This is a genomic window from Kaistia defluvii, assembly GCF_040548815.1.
GTDB lineage: Bacteria > Pseudomonadota > Alphaproteobacteria > Rhizobiales > Kaistiaceae > Kaistia > Kaistia defluvii_A.
In genome coordinates, this window is sequence record NZ_JBEPSM010000001.1 from 646,187 (window position 1) to 663,042 (window position 16,856).

The window sequence follows — 16,856 nt, forward strand, 5'->3', positions numbered from 1 at the left end:
GGAATGGATTTTCTGGCCCCTCTGGGACATTTCGGATCGAGCACGCTCGGCTACCTGATTCCGTTCCTCTTCGTTTTGACCATCGTGGTGTTCTTCCATGAGCTGGGCCACTTCCTGGTCGCCCGCTGGTGCGGCGTGCGGGTCAAGGCCTTTTCCATCGGCTTCGGCCCCGAGCTGATCGGCTTCAACGATCGCCGCGGCACGCGCTGGAAGATCTCGGCCATTCCGCTGGGTGGCTACGTCAAGTTCCTCGGCGACGAGGACGCGGCCAGCACGCCGAGCCGCACGGCCATCGACGCCATGCCCGAGGAAGACCGCAAGGACACCTTCTTCGCCAAGAATGTCTGGCAGCGCGCGGCCATCGTCGCGGCCGGCCCGATTGCCAATTTTATCCTCGCCATCCTGATCTTCGCCGGCATCTTCACGATTTATGGTCGCGAGGTGACGAGCGCCCGGGTCGACCAGATCGTCGCGGGAGGCGCCGCCGAGGCGGCCGGCTTCCAGGTCGGCGATCTCGTGCTGTCGATCGATGGCAGCCCGATCTCGTCCTTCAACGACCTGCAGCGGATCGTCAGCGCCAGCGCGGACCAGCCGCTTTCGATTCGCGTCGAGCGCGCTGGAAGCGAAGTCACGCTGGAAGCGACGCCGCAGCGCCGCGAAGTCACCGACCGTTTCGGCAATGTCCACAAGATTGGCCAGCTCGGTCTTTCCCGCAGCGCGACCGGCGGCGACGTCAAGCTCGAGCGCTTCTCGCCGCCCCAGGCGGTCTGGCAGGGCGCCAAGGAAACCTGGTTCATCGTCGAGCGCACCTTCGACTATATCGGCGGCATCTTCACCGGACGCGAGTCGACCGAGGAGCTGGGCGGACCGATTCGGGTGGCCCAGGTCTCCGGACAGGTGGCGACGCTCGGCGTGGTGGCGCTGATCAATCTGGCAGCAATCCTGTCGGTATCGATCGGCCTGCTCAATCTTTTCCCGGTGCCGATGCTCGATGGCGGCCACCTGCTCTTCTATCTCTTCGAGATCATCCGCGGTCGCCCGCTGAGCGAACGGGCCCAGGACATCGGCTTCCGCATTGGCCTCGCCGCCGTGCTCATGCTGATGATCTTCACAACCTGGAACGATATCATCCACTTGAGCTCTCTTTGAGGGAGCGTGGCCCGTTGGCAACGGACGGTTAAATTCCGTCGTGCCACTATGGGGCTCGGCTTGCGATCGGTACGGGCGCATGCCACAAAGCTGCAGTTGATCGGTCCGGTACGAATCCCGTCTCGGGGCTCGATCTGGGAAGTCAGAATAGAGCAGGGCGTTTGAACCCAATGAATTCCTTCAAGACTTTCACGCGGGGAGCGGCCCGTGCCGCGGTCATGACAGTGGCCGTGCCGGCGCTTGCCGCGCAGATGTCCGTCATTGGGGCAACGCAAGCCCACGCTGACGTAGTGCGTAACATCGTCGTGCAGGGCAACTCGCGCGTCGATCCGGAAACCGTCCGCAATTACTTGACGATCGAACCGGGCCGTAACTTCGGCGCGGCCGAGATCAACGAGTCCGTCAAGGCGCTGTACGGCACCGGCCTGTTCTCCGACGTGAAGATTTCGCGTCAGGGCAACAACCTGGTCGTCAGCGTCAAGGAAAACAACGTCGTCGGCACCGTGCGCTTCCAGGGCAACAAGAAGCTCAAGAAGGACATGCTGCAGCCGATCATCGAGACGAAATCTCGTGGGGTGTTGACCCAGGAGAAGCTCGATGGCGACGTGGAGCGCATCAAGGAAGCGTATCGCCGCAACGGTCGTTCCGAGGCCGGCGTCACGGTCCAGACGACGCCGCGCGACAATGGCCGCATCGACGTCACCTTCGTGATCAACGAAGGCACGCGCACGGGCATCGCCAGCATCGACTTCGTCGGCAATAAGGCGTTCTCCAACAGCCGTCTTCGCGACACGATGACGACCAAGCGGACGAACATCACCAGCTGGCTGTCGAAGCGCGACACCTTCGATGAATCGCGCTTCCAGTCCGACCAGGAACTCATCCGCCGCCTTTATATGCGCAACGGCTTCGCCGATTTCCGCATCGTTTCGGCCGAGGCGAATTTCGACGAGGCGGCCAACCGCTATCGTCTCGTGATCACCGTCGATGAAGGTCCGCGCTACCGTTTCGGTACCGTGAACGTCGACTCGTCGATCCCGGAAGTGGACGCCGCCAACCTCAAGGGCCTGGTCCGCACCCGTGAAGGCCGCGTGTTCAACGCAACGCTGATCGAGCGCACGACCGAAGACCTGAACACGGCTGTCGCCCGCAAGGGCTACTCCTTCGCGCAGATCCGTCCGCGCGGCGACCGCAACTACGAAAACCACACCATCGATCTCACCTATCTGATCGATGAGGGTCCGCGTCTTTATGTCGAGCGCATCAATGTGCGCGGCAACACCCGGACGCGTGACTATGTCATCCGTCGCGAGTTCGACCTGTCCGAAGGCGATGCGTACAACCGCGTCATCATCGACAAGGCCGAGCGTCGCCTCAAGAATCTCGGCTACTTCAAGACCGTCTCGGTCACGACCCAGCCGGGCAGCACGCCCGACAAGGTTGTCATCGACGTGCAGGTCGAGGACCAGTCGACCGGTTCGTTCCAGGTCGGCGGTGGCTACACCACCGATCAGGGCGGCGGCTTCATCGCTTCCGTCTCGATGACCGAGAAGAACTTCCTCGGCCGTGGCCAGTACCTGAAGGTCTCGGTTGGCGGCGGCGTCGACGATCGCACGGCGAACCTCTCGTTCACCGAGCCCTACTTCCTCGGTCGTCGCATGTCGCTCGGCTTCGACGTGTTCTACAACCAGGCCAAGGATACGGACTTCCGTCCGTACAACATGGACAGCTGGGGTGGCACGGTGCGTCTCGGCCTGCCGATCACCGACGACTTCAACGTCCAGTTCAACTACAAGCTGGTGCAGCGCGACGTCACGTCGTACGGCAGCTCGTATACGCAGGACGGCCCGATCCCGGGTGGCAACGGCCTGTTGCCGCTGCTCTATCCCGAGGGTTCGTGGATCAACTCGTCGGTCGGTTATCAGCTGACCTACTCGACGATCGACAATCTTCAGGATCCGCATGACGGCGTGTTCCTGCGCTTCGCCCAGGACTTTGCCGGCGTCGGTGGCGACGGCCAGTTCATGCGCAGCATCATCGATGCGCGCTACTACAAGGAACTGTGGCCCGACAGCGGCGTCATCGGTTTCGTCAAGGGCGGCGCCGGCAACATCACCGGCCTCGGCAAGGACGTTGCGGTTCTCGACAACTTCTTCCGTGGCGGCGAGACGATCCGCGGCTTCGAGTCCTTCGGTTACGGCGGTCGCGTTCAGGGTGTGAACGACGATTATCCGATCGGCGGCAAGAACTACTGGAACGTCACGGCCGAAGCGCAGTTCCCGCTGCCGCTCTTCCCGGAAGAGTTCGGTCTGCGCGGCGCCGTGTTTGCCGATGCCGGCTCGCTCTGGGGTTCGGATCTCGAAGGCCTGCCGGCCGGCACCTACCTGCAGGACGACTCGACGATCCGTTCGTCGGTCGGTGCCTCGATCATCTGGAACTCGCCGTTCGGTCTGCTGCGCGCAGACTTCGCGGAGGCTCTCACCAAGGCCGACTACGACAAGACGCAGGTCTTCCGCTTCAGCGCTGGCACCCAGTTCTGATAGCCTCTATAGAAATCTGATAGGCCGCCGGGTGAGCCGGCGGCCTTTCTATTTGTGGACCTTTGCGGCATGACAGATCCCATCTTCTTCGTTCCGTCAGGCCCGATCACGCTCGATGACATCGTTGCCCTCACGGGCGCGCGGATCGCCAATGGCATTGATGGAAGCCGGCAGGTCCTGGGTGTCGCCCCGCTCGATCAGGCCCGTTCGTCGGACCTGACCTTCATCGACAATCCCCGCTATACGCCGCTGCTGGCGGCGACCCAGGCAGCCGCCTGCTTCTGCTCGCCCAAGCACGCCGCCGCCGTGCCGGCTGGCGTCGCGGCGCTCGAGACCGCCAAGCCCTACGAGGCCTATGTCGCGGTCCAGACCAAGCTCTATCCGACCTCGCTCCGGCCTGCGATCGTCTATGGCGAGGGCATTTCGCCGGCGGCGCATGTCCATCCGACGGCCCGCCTCGAATCCGGCGTGACCATCGAGCCCGCCGCCGTCATCGGCGCGGATGTCGAGATCGGCTCCAATACGGTGATCGGCCCGGGCGCGGTGATCGGCGCCGGCGTGCGCATTGGCCGCGATTGTTCGATCGCCGCGGGAACAACCGTCACCAACGCCTTGATCGGCAACAGGGTTATCCTGCATCCGGGCGTACGCGTCGGCCAGGATGGCTTCGGCTACCAGATGAGCGCCAAGGGGCATTCCAAGGTGCCGCAGATCGGCCGCGTCGTCATCCAGGACGACGTCGAGGTCGGCGCCAACACGACGATCGACCGAGGCGCGAATCGCGACACGGTGATCGGCGAGGGCACCAAGATCGATAACCAGGTTCAGATTGGCCATAACGTCGTCGTCGGCCGCCACTGCATCATCATCTCGCAGGTGGCGCTGGCCGGCAGCGCGACGCTGGGCGATTTCGTGGTGCTCGGCGGCAAGGTCGGCGTGCTGGGCCATGTGACGGTCGGCTCCGGCGCGCAGGTCGCGGCGACGGCGAGCGTCAAGGATGATCTGGCAGCCGGCGGCCGCTATGGCGGCGCGCCCGCGCGCAATGTCCGGGAATGGTACCGCGAGGAAGTGGCGATGCGTCGCCTCGCGCAGCGGGAAATCAAGTCCGGGTACAACAAGGACAGTGAGGGGGAATAATCCCATGACCGAAGACGCCAAGGTGCTGGCCACGGCCGACATCCACAAGATCCTTGCGCTGCTGCCGCACCGCTATCCGTTCCTGATGGTGGACCGGATCGTCGATATCGACCGCGACGAGAGCGCCAGGGGCATCAAGAACGTCTCCTTCAATGAGCCGCATTTTCAGGGTCATTTCCCCGGGCATCCGGTGATGCCGGGTGTCCTGATCCTCGAAGGCATGGCGCAGACGGCGGGTGCTATCTGCATCGCCAATGCCGGCAAGTCGGGCCCGCCGGGTGTCGTCTATCTGATGACGATCGACGGCGCGAAGTTCCGCAAGCCGGTGGTCCCCGGCGACGTGCTCGAATATCACGTCCGCAAGACGCGCTCGCGCGGCGCGGTCTGGAAGTTCCAGTGCGAGGGTATCGTCGCAGGCGCCAAGGTCGCAGAGGCTGAGATCAGCGCCATGCTGATTGATCAGTGAACGGAGCTTCATGAGCAACATTCATCCCACAGCCGTCATCGAGGATGGGGCCCGTCTTGGCGCCGATGTCCGCGTCGGCGCATTCTCCCTGATCGGCCGCGACGTCGTGCTCGGCGATGGCGTAGTGGTCCAGAACCACGTCTCGCTCACCGCCCGGACCACGGTCGGAGAGGGCACGGTCATCCATCCCTTCGCCTCGATCGGTGGCAACCCGCAGTCCGTCCACTACAAGGGCGAGCCGGGGCTGGTGACGATCGGCCAGAAATGCGTCATCCGCGAGAACGTCACGATCAGCATCGGCTCGGTCGGCGAGCGTCGCGAGACCAAGGTTGGCGATCGCTGCTTCCTGATGACCGGCGTGCACATCGCGCATGACTGCCAGCTCGGCAACGACGTCATCATGGCCAATTGCGCGACGCTGGGCGGCCATGTCGAGATCGGCAACAACGTGTTCCTCGGCGGCCTCTGCGCGCTGCACCAGTTCGTGCGCGTCGGCGACCAGGCGATCATCGGCGGCCTCTGCCCGATCTGGCACGACGTCATCCCGTTCGGCGCCGTCCGCGAGGGCGCGGAAGGCCTGGGCGGACTCAACATCATCGGCCTGAAGCGTCGCGGCTTCGACCGGCCGCAGATCCAGCGCTTGCGCGCCGCCTATCGCGACCTGTTCTTCGGCCCCGGCCAGTTGGCCGAGCGCATCGAGACCGTGGCCGAGCGCTATATCGACGATGCCAACGTCATGCATGTGATCGAGTTCATCCGCAATCGCGGCAAGCGCCGGCTGACCACGCCGCGTTCGGCCGCGACCGAACATCACGACGCGGACGCGTGAGAGGTTGGCCGTGACGGAAGCGGCCCGATCCCAGCCGAGCGAGTCCGATCCGGGCACGCTCGGCATCATCTGCGGTGGCGGCGCCTTTCCGGTCGTCGTCGCCGAGGCGGCGCTCAAGGCCGGGCGCAACGTCTTCCTGCTGCCGATCCACGGTTTTGCCGAGCCTGCCGCTGTGGCGCGCTATCCGCATGAGTGGATCCATATCGGCGCCTTCGGCAAGCTTTCCTCGGTGCTCAAGCGCAATGGCTGCCGCCAGGTGGTCTTCGTCGGCACGGTGCTGCGCCCCAGCATCCGCAAGCTCCGGGTCGATTGGGGCTCGCTGAAGCTGCTGCCTCGCGTGCTCGGCATGTTCCGTGGCGGCGACGATCATCTTCTCTCCGCCGTCGGCCGCATTTTTGAGGAAAACGGCTTCGAGCTGGTGGGCGCGCATGAAATCGCGCCGGATATCCTCGTGCCGGCCGGCGTGCTCGGTGCGCACCGGCCGGGCGCGGACGATCTCGCCGCCGCTGAGTTCGGCCGCGACGTGGTGCGCGCTCTGGGTCCGTTTGATATCGGGCAGGGGGTCGTTGTCGGCGGCCGCCACGTTCTGGCGGTCGAAGCGGCGGAAGGCACGGATCTGATGCTCGCGCGCTGCCGCGAACTGCGCGCCATTGGCCGGATCAAGCTGCATGGCCGCGCCGGCGTGCTGGTCAAGGCGCCCAAGCCCAGTCAGGACCGGCGGCTTGATCTGCCGTCGATCGGCCCGCGCACCATAGAGCTTGCTGCCGAGGCTGGGCTTGCCGGCGTCGCGGTCGAGGCGGGCGGCGTCATCGCCGCCGAAATCGAGGCCATCGTGCGCATCGCGGACGAAAAAGGCCTGTTCATCATCGGACTCGACAAATGACCCTGCCGGCCAGCAAGCCGCTCGACGTCTTCATCATCGCAGGCGAAGAATCGGGCGACATCCTCGCCGCTGGGCTGATGCGCTCGCTGGCTGACAAGCGTCCGGGGCCGGTGCGCTATCGTGGCGTCGGCGGCCACCGCATGACGGCGGCGGGTCTTCGCGGCCTCTATCCGATGGACGATCTGACGGCGATGGGCTTCAGCGCCGTGCTCGGCAAGCTGCCGACCATTCTGAAGCGGATGCGCCAGACGGTCGAGGCGATCGTCGCCAACCCGCCCGATATCCTCATCCTGGTTGATGCGCCCGATTTCACCCACCGCGTCGCGGCGCGGGTGCGCCGGCGGCTGCCCAACCTGCTGATCGTGAAATATGTGGCGCCGACCGTCTGGGTCTGGCGGCCGGGCCGGGCCCGCGCGATGCACGGATCCATCGACCATGTGCTGGCGCTGCTGCCCTTCGAGCCCGAGGCCATGTATCGCCTCGGCGGGCCGGAGACGACCTATGTCGGCCATCCGCTGCTGAGCGAGATCCCGGACCTGCAGCCGATGGCTGGCGATCTCGCTCTGCGCAATGGCGAGCCGCCGATCCTGCTCGTGCTGCCCGGAAGTCGTCGCATGGAACTGAAGCGGCTCGGCGAGCCGTTTGGCGAGGCCCTGGCCCTGCTGAAGGCGAGGGGGCATGATTTCAGGCTGGTGCTGCCGACCTTGCCGCGTCTGGTCGATCGCGTCACCGAGATGACTCGGGAGTGGCCCGTGCGGCCCCATATCGTGGCCGGCGAGGCGGCCAAGCTGGCGGCGTTCCGCTCGGCCCGGGTGGCGCTGGCCGCCTCCGGCACGGTGACGCTGGAGCTGGCGCTGGCCGGCGTGCCCTTCGCCGCGGCCTATCGCGTTCCCGGCTGGGAGGCGCGGCTGGTCAAGTATTTCATCACCGGCCGCTTTGCGACGCTGCCCAACATCATCCTGGACGGGCCGGTCGTGCCGGAGCTGATCCAGCATGACTGCACGCCGCAGAAGCTGGTCGCGGCGCTGGAGCCGCTGATTGCCGATGGCCCCGCGCGCCAGGCCCAGCTCGACGGCTTCGCCCGCCTCGACGCGCTGATGAGCACGGGCGGCGTCCCGCCCTCCGACCGCGCCGCCGACACGGTGCTGACCTTGCTGGCCGCTCGCGGGTAGGGGGCTTCTTTGCGCCTGCGCGGCCCTTCCTCTTCCTGAATCCACCCTCGCCGTCATCCCGGACGCAGCGAAGCGGAGATCCGGGATCCATCCAGCCGGGCTGGAGGGAGGGGGTGGCCGGAGGCAAGTCTCCGCACCGCTGGAAAGCCGCGACACCCAAGGCCTCGGCTGAATGGATCCTGGGTCAAGCCCAGGATGACGGCGAGGATGGGGCGAGGGCCGAGCGACACGCCGCAGGGCCGTTGGCGCGGCCGCCACCCTCTCCCGCGCGCGGGAGAGGGCTGGGGTGAGGGGCTTGCTTTGCGACTTTCATCGGATCGCCCCACCGAAATGAACTCCGTCATCCCGGCGAAGGCCGGGATCCATATGGCAGCGACTCCGGGAACCAGACCTCCGAATGGCGAGCCGTGCTCCCCATGACTTGACTCATGGATCCCGGCCTTCGCCGGGATGACGGCGAGGATGGTGTGAGGCGGCTTGTCTTACGCGAAACAAACAAAAAAGGGCGCCCGAAGGCGCCCTTTTGCATTTCAGATCCCGACGCCTTAGTGGCGCTTGGAGACCGGGACGTAGTCGCGCGAGGCGGCGCCCGTGTAGAGCTGGCGCGGACGGCCGATGCGCTGGCTCGGGTCCTCGACCATTTCCTTCCACTGCGCGATCCAGCCGACGGTGCGGGCGAGCGCGAACAGCACGGTGAACATGGTCGTCGGGAAGCCCAGCGCCTTCAGCGTGATGCCCGAATAGAAGTCAATGTTCGGATAGAGCTTCTTCGAGACGAAATATTCGTCATGCAGCGCGATGCGCTCGAGCTCGAGGGCGACCTCGAGGATCGGATCATCGGTGATGCCGAGCTCGCCGAGCACCTCATGGCAGGTCTTCTGCATGATCTTGGCGCGCGGGTCGTAGTTCTTGTAGACGCGGTGGCCAAAGCCCATCAGGCGGAACGGATCGTTCTTGTCCTTGGCGCGGGCGATGTATTCCGGGATGCGGTCGACGCTGCCGATTTCCTGCAGCATGTTGAGCGCCGCTTCATTGGCGCCGCCATGCGCCGGGCCCCAGAGGCAGGCAATGCCGGCCGCGATGCAGGCGAACGGATTGGCGCCCGACGAGCCGGCGAGGCGGACCGTCGAGGTCGAGGCATTCTGCTCATGATCGGCGTGCAGGATGAAGATCCGGTCCATCGCGCGGGCGAGGATCGGGTTCACCTTGTACTCTTCCGCCGGCACGGCGAAGCACATGCGCAGGAAGTTCGACGCGTAGTCGAGCGAGTTCAGCGGATAAACGAAGGGCTGGCCGACATGGTACTTGTAGGCCATGGCCGCGATCGTCGGCATCTTGGCGATCAGGCGGAGCGAGGCCACCATGCGCTGATGCGGGTCCGAGATGTCGGTCGAGTCGTGGTAGAAGGCGGAGAGCGCGCCGACGACGCCGACCATGACGGACATCGGATGCGCGTCGCGGCGGAAGCCGGTGAAGAAGCGCGACATCTGCTCGTGGACCATCGTGTGATAGGTCACGCGCTGATCGAAATCGGCCTTCTGCGCCGCGGTCGGCAGGTCGCCGTAGAGCAGCAGGTAGCAGGTCTCGAGGAAGTCGCCATTCTCGGCCAGCTGCTCGATCGGGTAGCCGCGATAGAGCAGAACGCCCTTGTCGCCGTCGATGAAGGTGATCTTGCTGTCGCAGGCACCGGTCGACGTGTAACCGGGGTCGTAGGTAAAGCGTCCGGTCTTGGAATAGAGCGAGCCGATGTCGATGACGTCAGGGCCAAGGGTGCCTTGCTTGACGTCGAAGTCCCAGGACTCGCCACCAACTGTGAGTGTCGCTTTGGTTTCGCTCATGAAACCTACCCCCTTGAAGAATTGTTTTGTTCGGGCGGGTGCTCGCGCGCGTGTCATGCGTGAATCTGGCAGCGCTGCCGAGAAAATTAACGGTCCGATGGGTATCCGATTTATTGCACCGCGGCAAGCGGGCCTAGCTTGGCCTATAATAAGGCTTTGATATCAACGGGACGTCGCGGCAGGCGGCGGTTCGCTCCTGCCGCGGCGTCGGTTTTCAGAGCGCCTGGTCGGCGATGCGGCCGAGGCTTTCCTCACGGCCGAGCACGATCAGCACGTCGAAGATTCCCGGCGACGTCGCGCGTCCCGTCAGGGCCGCCCGCAGGGGCTGGGCGATCTTGCCGAGCTTCAGCTCGCGCGATTCTGCGAACGCCTTGACCGCCTCTTCGGTTGCCTCGACGGTCCAGTCATTGACGCCGGACAGCACGTCATGCACGTCCTTGAGCAGTGCGCGGGCATTGGCGTCGAGGATGGTCGTCGCCTTCTCGTCCAACGCCAGCGGGCGCTGCACCATCAGGAAGTTGGCGCCGTCCTTGAGCTCGACGAGCGTCTTGGCGCGGTCCTTCAGGCCGGGCAGCGCCATGCGCAGCTGCTCGGTCTTTTCCGGGGTCAGCTGCACTTCCATCGCCTCGCCGCCCGGCAGATAGGGCAGGGTGTCGAGGAAGATCTTCAGCAGCGTCTCGTCGTCGGTCGCGCGCATGTAGTGGCCGTTCAGGTTCTCCAGCTTGGCGAAATCGAAGCGGGAGGCGGAACGGCCGACATCGACGATGTCAAACCACTCGATCATCTGGTCGAGCGACATGATTTCATCGTCGCCATGCGCCCAGCCGAGGCGGACGAGATAGTTGCGCATCGCCTCGGGCAGGTAGCCCATGGCGCGATAGGCATCGACGCCGAGCGCGCCATGGCGCTTCGACAGCTTGGCGCCGTCCGAGCCGTGGATCAGCGGGATGTGCGACATCACCGGCACGTCCCAGCCCATGGCGTGGTAGATCACCATCTGCCGCGCGGCATTGGTCAGATGGTCGTCGCCGCGGATGACATGGGTGACGCCCATGTCATGGTCGTCGACCACGACCGAGAGCATGTAGGTCGGGTTGCCATCCGAGCGCAGCAGGACGAGATCGTCGAGATCCTTGTTCGGGATCACGACGCGGCCCTGGACCTGGTCGTCGATCACCGTCTCGCCGTCGAGCGGGGTCTTGATGCGGATGGCGGGCTTGACGCCGGCCGGCGCCTCGGACGGGTCGCGGTCGCGCCAGGTGCCGTCATAGCGCGGCGCACGGCCCTCGGCCCGCGCCTTCTCGCGCATGGCGTCGAGCTCGGCCGGCGTGCAGTAGCAGCGATAGGCCTTTCCGGCGGCCAGCAGCGCCTCGACCACCTCGCGGTGGCGCGGCGCGCGGGCGAACTGGAACACGGTCTCGCCCTCCCAGTCGAGGCCGAGCCACTTCAGCCCGTCCAGGATCGCGTCGATGGCGGGTTCGGTCGAGCGCTCGCGGTCGGTGTCTTCGATCCGCAGCAGCATCTTGCCGCCCGTATGCTTCGCATAGAGCCAATTGAACAGCGCGGTGCGGCCACCGCCAATGTGCAGGAACCCGGTAGGCGAGGGGGCGAAGCGGGTGACGACCGGTTTGGACATGGACTGTTCTCGATGTGCGGGAAGCCGCAAGGGGCATGGAGTCTCGCCACTCGGCGATCTGCGGCTGGTCATGTAGCATAGGGGGGCGCAGGGGCCAAACGGGTTTGGGAGCGCCCGGCCTGTTTGCCCAGCTGCGCAAAGGCGGGGGCATGGCTGAAAGCGATCCGCGCGAGGAGGAGGGCATAAGCGACGAGCCGGCCCCGGTTCGCGCGCGCCGTTTCCTTGTCCCGGCCGGCATCCCGCCGGGCTTTCGCGCTGCCGTCGCGCTCGATCGGTTCTGGCTCGGCGCCGGCGCCTGGCTGGAGCGCGAGATCGAGGCCGGGCGTGGCTTTCCCTGGCTGCCCGTCGCCTTCGGCATCGGCGCGCTGATCTATTTCGCGCTGCCCTCCGAGCCCTCGATCGTCGCGCTGGCCGGGCTTGCCGTCCTGCTCTGGGGGCTGGCGGTGGCGCGCCGGCACCGCACCGCTTCCGTCCGCCTGCTGATCGTGCTCGCCATGGCCGCGACGGGCGCCAGCGCGATCAAGCTGCGCACCGACACGCTGGCGACCCGCGTGCTGGAGCGGCAGGTGACGGGCACGGTCACCGGCTGGGTCGAGGAGCGCAAGGCGCGGCGGGGCGGCTATCGCCTGACCATCCGGGTGGCCGGCATCGACGCCAGGCGCGTGACGGTCATCCCGCAGCGTGTCACCGTGACGGTGCGGGGGAAGTCGGCCCCGGCGGTCGGCGACGGCATCCAGGTGCTGGCGCGCTTGCGGCCGGCATCCGGGCCGGTGCTGCCGGGCGGATATGATTTCGCGCGCGATTCCTATTATCGCGGCATCGGCGCCACCGGCTTCGGCTATGGCGCGGCGCAGTCGGCCGAACTCGGCCGCGCGCCGCTGTCGATCCGCCTGCGCCAGTCGCTGGAGGCGGTCCGCGAAGCGATCCGCGCCCGCATCGTCGCCAATCTCGATGGCGAGAGCCGCTATATCGCCTCGGCGCTGATCATCGGCGATGCCGGCGGGCTCTCCGAGACGACGGAGGACGATCTGCGCCTCTCCGGCCTCGCGCATGTGCTTTCCGTCTCCGGCCTGCACATGGTGCTGGTGACCGGGGTGGTGTTCTGGAGCGTGCGGGCCGGGCTGGCGCTGATCCCGTCGCTGGCGCTGCGTCGGCCGATCAAGAAGTGGGCGGCGATCGCGGCGCTGCTGGTCAGCGGCTTCTACCTGCTGATCTCCGGCCTCGACGTCGCCGCGCAACGCTCCTTCATCATGACCTCGATCGCCTTCCTCGCCATCCTGCTCGACCGGCGGGCGATCTCGATGCGCAATGTCGCGCTGGCGGGGCTGGTCGTCCTGGCGATCACGCCGGAAAGCATCCTCTCGGCCAGCTTCCAGATGTCGTTTGCCGCAACGATCGCCCTCGTTGCCGGCTTCGAGATGCTGGCGGACCGCCGGCGCAACAACCCCGTGCCGCGTCTCGGCGCCCGCAGCGGCGCGGCCGCCTTGCCGAGGCGCGCCTTCCTGTTCGTCGCCGGCATGGCGCTGACCTCGCTGCTTGGCGGCCTCGGCACGACGCCCTTCGCGCTCTATCATTTCCAGCGCATGGCGCCGCTGTCGATCCTGGCCAATGTCGCGGCGATGCCGCTCACCGACTTCCTCATCATGCCCTTCGCGCTGCTTTCGGTGCTCGCCATGCCGTTCGGATTGGAGGCGCTGCCCTTCGCGGTCGTGCACTGGGGCATTGACGGCATGCTCGGCGTGTCGGCGACGGTCGCCCGATGGTCGGGCCAATCCGGCGGCGCGGCGATGCCGGGCGTCGCGGCCCTGCTGCTGTTCGTCGGTGGTTTCGTCTGGCTGGCGCTCTGGCGCGAGCGCTGGCGGCTGCTCGGCGTCGTGCCGATGCTGGCGGGAATTGCACTCGCCCTGTTCCCAGCGCGACCGGACCTACTGGTCAGCGCGGATGGCAGGCAGATGGCGATCCGGGGCGGGGACGGCCTCTATCGCATTGTCGCGCGCAAGCCGGACCGGTTCGTCAGCGATATCTGGCTTCGATCCGATGGCGACGAGCGGGACGCGAAGGCGGCGTTGCAGGCGGGCGGCTGCGACGCAGCCGGCTGCGTCGGCCGAATGCCGGATGGGAGCTGGGTGGCGCTGGCGCTCGACCGCGCGGCGTTCGAGGAGGATTGCCGCCGCGCCATGCTGGTGGTGACGCCGCTGGCGGCGCCCGAAACCTGCCTTCGCCATACTGCCGTGATCGATCGCGGCACGCTGGAGCGCTCGGGCTCGCTGGCCATGTGGCCGCGCGGGACGGTGGCATCATCAGAGGGGAGTGCCGAGGGGCTGGCATCCGAAAGGGCGGGACCGAAGTCAACTGAGGCGCAACCGAAGACGGCTGTCGCCGAGGCCAGTTCCTCTATGGAGCCGCGCCGAGCGGGTACTTCATCAGAGAGTGCTGTCGAGCAGGCGGTCAAAGCGGCGGCAAGCGCAGGGCCGGAGCCGGCCGCAGCGCGGCAGGTGACGGTTATCCCTGATGCCGGCCTCCCCATGGAGCCATCGCGCTACAATCTCGTCGAGCGCAATGCCGAAGACGAGGACGTGCTGCCGCCGGAGCCCTCGGCCACAGCTGAGTCACAGACTGCGCCGCCCGATCCATGGCTCGGCCGGCGCTTCGAGATTCGCACCGCCTATGCGCCGGTGCGAAGGCCCTGGATGCCGCCCTATGAGGACGACCCGGCCGATCAGTAGGTCCGCAGCAGCCCGACCAACTTGCCCTGAATGCGGACGCGATCCGGCCCGAAGATCCGCGTCTCATAGGCGGGGTTCGCCGCTTCGAGCGCGATCGAGGCGCCCTTGCGCCGCAGCCGCTTCAGCGTCGCCTCTTCCTCGTCGACCAGCGCCACGACGATGTCGCCGGATTCCGCATTGTCGCTCTTGCGGATCAGCACCGTGTCGCCGTCGAGGATGCCGGCCTCGATCATCGAATCGCCGCGTACTTCGAGCGCGAAATGCTCGCCGCCGCGCAGCATTTCCGGCGGCACGGTGATGGAATGGCTCTGGGTCTGGATGGCCGAGATCGGCACGCCGGCGGCGATACGGCCCATGACGGGGATGATCACCGGCTCGGCGACGTCGTGCATGTCGTCGACCGGGCGGACCTTGCCGAGGCTGCCTTCGATCACGCTGGGCGAGAAGGCCTGCTTCTTCGGACGCGCCATGGCCGGCGTCATCGTCTCCGGCAGGCGGACCACTTCCAGCGCGCGGGCCCGGTTGGGCAGGCGGCGGATGAAGCCGCGTTCCTCGAGCGCCTTGATCAGCCGGTGGATGCCCGATTTGGAGCGGAGATCCAGCGCATCCTTCATCTCGTCGAAAGAGGGGGGAACGCCCGCTTCCTTGAGCCGCTCCTGGATGAACATGAGGAGTTCATACTGCTTCCGGGTGAGCATGTTGATCTCGCGCTGCGGGCATTGCCAAGGGAGTGTCGCCGTACCCCGGACGACGGAGCCGGGCGGGATGGCGGACACGGGAATCATTTAGGTACAAAACGCGAACAGAATAGCTGTTCCCGATGCGTTCCGCAAGACCGGCGCTGGGTTGGGCTCCCGGGCGGGCCGCGTGCGCCGGCGCGAACGGGCGACGTCCGGCGCGTCAGAGGCTGCGGGTCGGCAGCCAGATCGGCAAAGGGTGAACGCGGACAAGCGTGCGCCGTCTTCGCTCGGTGCGAAACGCCTTCTCGCGCCGGCAGCGTTTCGGCGCAAGTCTCCAGATTCCGGGTACCGTAGAGGAAGGTTGTCACGAAGGGATCCCGCCTGAACCGGCGGCAGCCGGTGATTTTGCGGCGGGCACCGAGATCTCGCACAGCAGTGCGAAATTTATTTTTTCTTGGCGATCGTATCCGGCGCGGCGGCGCTATGTTCGGACAGGTGATATTTTCTTGGCAGAGAAAGCCAAGAGCATGACAAAGGATGATCGATCAAGAATAAGGCGATCTCGTCGCCAATTTATGGCAATGTATTGTCGGATTTGACACAATTGCACTGTGTCCCTATGGTCTCGATCATCAACTGACACGAGGTTCTATCCGATGATATTCAAATCCGGTGGCATTGCCGCCGCGATCGCCGTTGCGTTTTTGTCCGCCACGAGCCATTCCGCGCTTGCCCAGGGATCCGATCCGCAAGCCACTGACGCCGCCAGCTGCGGCACCGACCGAACTATCGATATCGCCGAGATGACCTGGCCCTCCGCGGCCGCCTTGGCGCATATCCATGCCATCATTCTCGAGAAGGGTTTCGGCTGCAACGTCGAGATCGTCACCGGCGACACCGTTCCGACATCGTCCTCGATGTTGACGCGCGGCAGCCCGGCGGTGGCGCCCGAACTCTGGACCAGCACGATCCAGGAGCCCTGGGCGAAGGGCCTGGCCGACGGCAAGGTCGTCGAGCTGACCAACGCCATCACCGACGGCACCGTCGAGGGCTGGTTCATCCCGCGCTATGTCCAGAAGGCGAATCCCGACATCAAGACCGTCCAGGACGTGATCGGCCATCCCGAGCTGTTCCAGGATCCCGAGGACAGCAGCAAGGGGCGGCTCTATTCCTGTCCGCCGGGCTGGGCCTGCGAAATTTCCACCGGCGCTCTGTTCGAGGCGCTCGGCATGAAGGACAAGGGCTGGAACCTGTTCTCGCCCGGCTCCGGCGGCGCGCTGGACGCCTCGATCGCCCGCGCCTTCACCCGCGAAGAGCCGATCCTGTTCTACTATTGGGGACCGACGGCCATCCTCGGCAAGTATGACGCCGTGCAGCTGGATCTGGGTCCGACCAAGCCGGACGTCTATGCCTGCAACACCAGCCGCGATTGCACCGACAAGCCGGGCGTGACCGCCTATCCGTCCTCGCCGGCCGTTGTCGGCGCGGCGAAGTGGATCGAGAGCGATGCGCCGAATGTCGCCGGCTATCTCGCCAAGGTCGGCCTAACCAATGCCGAGATCAGCGAGATCCTCGTCTATGGCGACGAGAACAAGGCAGACGCCGCGGCGACCGCGCTCAACTTCCTGAAGACCAAGGAAGACCGCTGGACGAGCTGGGTCGCGCCGGAAGTGGCCGCCAAGGTCAAGGCCAGCCTCAACTGACATCGCCGACAGGCAAACGGACGGCCGGGTGGTTTCCCGGCCGTTTCCGTTTTGCCGCTGCCCTGCGCCCCTGGCCATCAAGGCCGGGCAGGGCGGG

Annotated in this window: 12 protein-coding genes; 9 read left to right on the forward strand and 3 right to left on the reverse strand. The window is 66.0% G+C overall.

The genetic code is table 11. From position 1 onward, the window contains the following. The first annotated feature begins 3 nt into the window (after positions 1 to 3). From rseP to lpxB, 7 genes are all read left to right on the forward strand, one after another. Positions 4 to 1,149, forward strand: a complete 1,146-nt coding sequence (rseP, locus tag ABIE08_RS03080; RefSeq protein WP_354548673.1) for an RIP metalloprotease RseP — start codon at positions 4 to 6, stop codon at positions 1,147 to 1,149. 290 nt (positions 1,150 to 1,439) lie between these two features. Beyond that, complete coding sequence (bamA, locus tag ABIE08_RS03085) at positions 1,440 to 3,689, forward strand: outer membrane protein assembly factor BamA (protein WP_354548674.1); 2,250 nt, start codon at positions 1,440 to 1,442, stop codon at positions 3,687 to 3,689. A gap of 69 nt (positions 3,690 to 3,758) precedes the next feature. After that, entirely contained in the window at positions 3,759 to 4,826 is a 1,068-nt protein-coding gene (gene lpxD / locus ABIE08_RS03090) for a UDP-3-O-(3-hydroxymyristoyl)glucosamine N-acyltransferase (protein ID WP_354548676.1), read from the forward strand. Between the two features lie 4 nt (positions 4,827 to 4,830). Continuing rightward, positions 4,831 to 5,292 (forward strand): 3-hydroxyacyl-ACP dehydratase FabZ, encoded by a 462-nt coding sequence (fabZ, locus tag ABIE08_RS03095; protein WP_354548678.1) that lies wholly within the window; start codon positions 4,831 to 4,833, stop codon positions 5,290 to 5,292. Between the two features lie 10 nt (positions 5,293 to 5,302). Next, the gene (lpxA, locus tag ABIE08_RS03100; protein ID WP_354548679.1) at positions 5,303 to 6,121 is read left to right on the forward strand and encodes an acyl-ACP--UDP-N-acetylglucosamine O-acyltransferase; all 819 of its coding nucleotides are present in this window, start codon (positions 5,303 to 5,305) and stop codon (positions 6,119 to 6,121) included. 10 nt (positions 6,122 to 6,131) lie between these two features. After that, positions 6,132 to 7,004 carry an LpxI family protein gene (locus ABIE08_RS03105; protein ID WP_354548681.1) on the forward strand — a complete coding sequence of 291 codons (873 nt, stop codon included), beginning with the start codon at positions 6,132 to 6,134 and terminating at the stop codon, positions 7,002 to 7,004. Further along, entirely contained in the window at positions 7,001 to 8,176 is a 1,176-nt protein-coding gene (gene lpxB / locus ABIE08_RS03110) for a lipid-A-disaccharide synthase (protein WP_354548683.1), read from the forward strand. Before ABIE08_RS03105 ends, lpxB begins: the two co-directional genes overlap by 4 nt. A gap of 545 nt (positions 8,177 to 8,721) precedes the next feature. Here lpxB and gltA read toward each other — a convergent pair. Together gltA and gltX are read right to left on the reverse strand one after the other, a co-directional pair. Continuing rightward, positions 8,722 to 10,014, reverse strand: coding sequence for a citrate synthase (gene gltA / locus ABIE08_RS03115; RefSeq protein WP_354548685.1), 1,293 nt, complete (start codon positions 10,012 to 10,014; stop codon positions 8,722 to 8,724). Positions 10,015 to 10,228: 214 nt separating this feature from the next. Beyond that, the gene (gene gltX / locus ABIE08_RS03120) at positions 10,229 to 11,650 is read right to left on the reverse strand and encodes a glutamate--tRNA ligase (RefSeq protein WP_354548687.1); all 1,422 of its coding nucleotides are present in this window, start codon (positions 11,648 to 11,650) and stop codon (positions 10,229 to 10,231) included. A 149-nt stretch (positions 11,651 to 11,799) separates the two neighbouring features. Here gltX and ABIE08_RS03125 point away from each other — a divergent pair, with 149 nt between their 5' ends. After that, complete coding sequence (locus tag ABIE08_RS03125) at positions 11,800 to 14,376, forward strand: ComEC/Rec2 family competence protein (RefSeq protein ID WP_354548688.1); 2,577 nt, start codon at positions 11,800 to 11,802, stop codon at positions 14,374 to 14,376. On the opposite strand, the gene lexA is transcribed toward ABIE08_RS03125, so the two are convergent. After that, positions 14,370 to 15,074, reverse strand: a complete 705-nt coding sequence (lexA, locus tag ABIE08_RS03130; RefSeq protein ID WP_354548690.1) for a transcriptional repressor LexA — start codon at positions 15,072 to 15,074, stop codon at positions 14,370 to 14,372. The genes ABIE08_RS03125 and lexA overlap by 7 nt on opposite strands. Positions 15,075 to 15,712: 638 nt before the next feature. On the opposite strand from lexA, the gene ABIE08_RS03135 reads away from it, so the two are divergent. After that, a complete protein-coding gene (locus ABIE08_RS03135) occupies positions 15,713 to 16,759 on the forward strand; it encodes a glycine betaine ABC transporter substrate-binding protein (RefSeq protein ID WP_354548692.1) in 1,047 nt (348 codons plus the stop codon). Positions 16,760 to 16,856 lie beyond the last annotated feature (97 nt).

Bases quoted from the DNA above. Each gene is read 5' to 3' on its own strand.
- rseP (WP_354548673.1), top strand. From the start codon at position 4: ATGGATTTTCTGGCCCCTCTGGGACATTTCGGATCGAGCACGCTCGGC.
- fabZ (WP_354548678.1), top strand. From the start codon at position 4,831: ATGACCGAAGACGCCAAGGTGCTGGCCACGGCCGACATCCACAAGATC.
- lpxB (WP_354548683.1), top strand. From the start codon at position 7,001: ATGACCCTGCCGGCCAGCAAGCCGCTCGACGTCTTCATCATCGCAGGC.
- lpxD (WP_354548676.1), top strand. From the start codon at position 3,759: ATGACAGATCCCATCTTCTTCGTTCCGTCAGGCCCGATCACGCTCGAT.
- gltX (WP_354548687.1), bottom strand. From the start codon at position 11,650: ATGTCCAAACCGGTCGTCACCCGCTTCGCCCCCTCGCCTACCGGGTTC.
- ABIE08_RS03135 (WP_354548692.1), top strand. From the start codon at position 15,713: ATGATATTCAAATCCGGTGGCATTGCCGCCGCGATCGCCGTTGCGTTT.
- lpxA (WP_354548679.1), top strand. From the start codon at position 5,303: ATGAGCAACATTCATCCCACAGCCGTCATCGAGGATGGGGCCCGTCTT.
- ABIE08_RS03125 (WP_354548688.1), top strand. From the start codon at position 11,800: ATGGCTGAAAGCGATCCGCGCGAGGAGGAGGGCATAAGCGACGAGCCG.
- gltA (WP_354548685.1), bottom strand. From the start codon at position 10,014: ATGAGCGAAACCAAAGCGACACTCACAGTTGGTGGCGAGTCCTGGGAC.
- lexA (WP_354548690.1), bottom strand. From the start codon at position 15,074: ATGCTCACCCGGAAGCAGTATGAACTCCTCATGTTCATCCAGGAGCGG.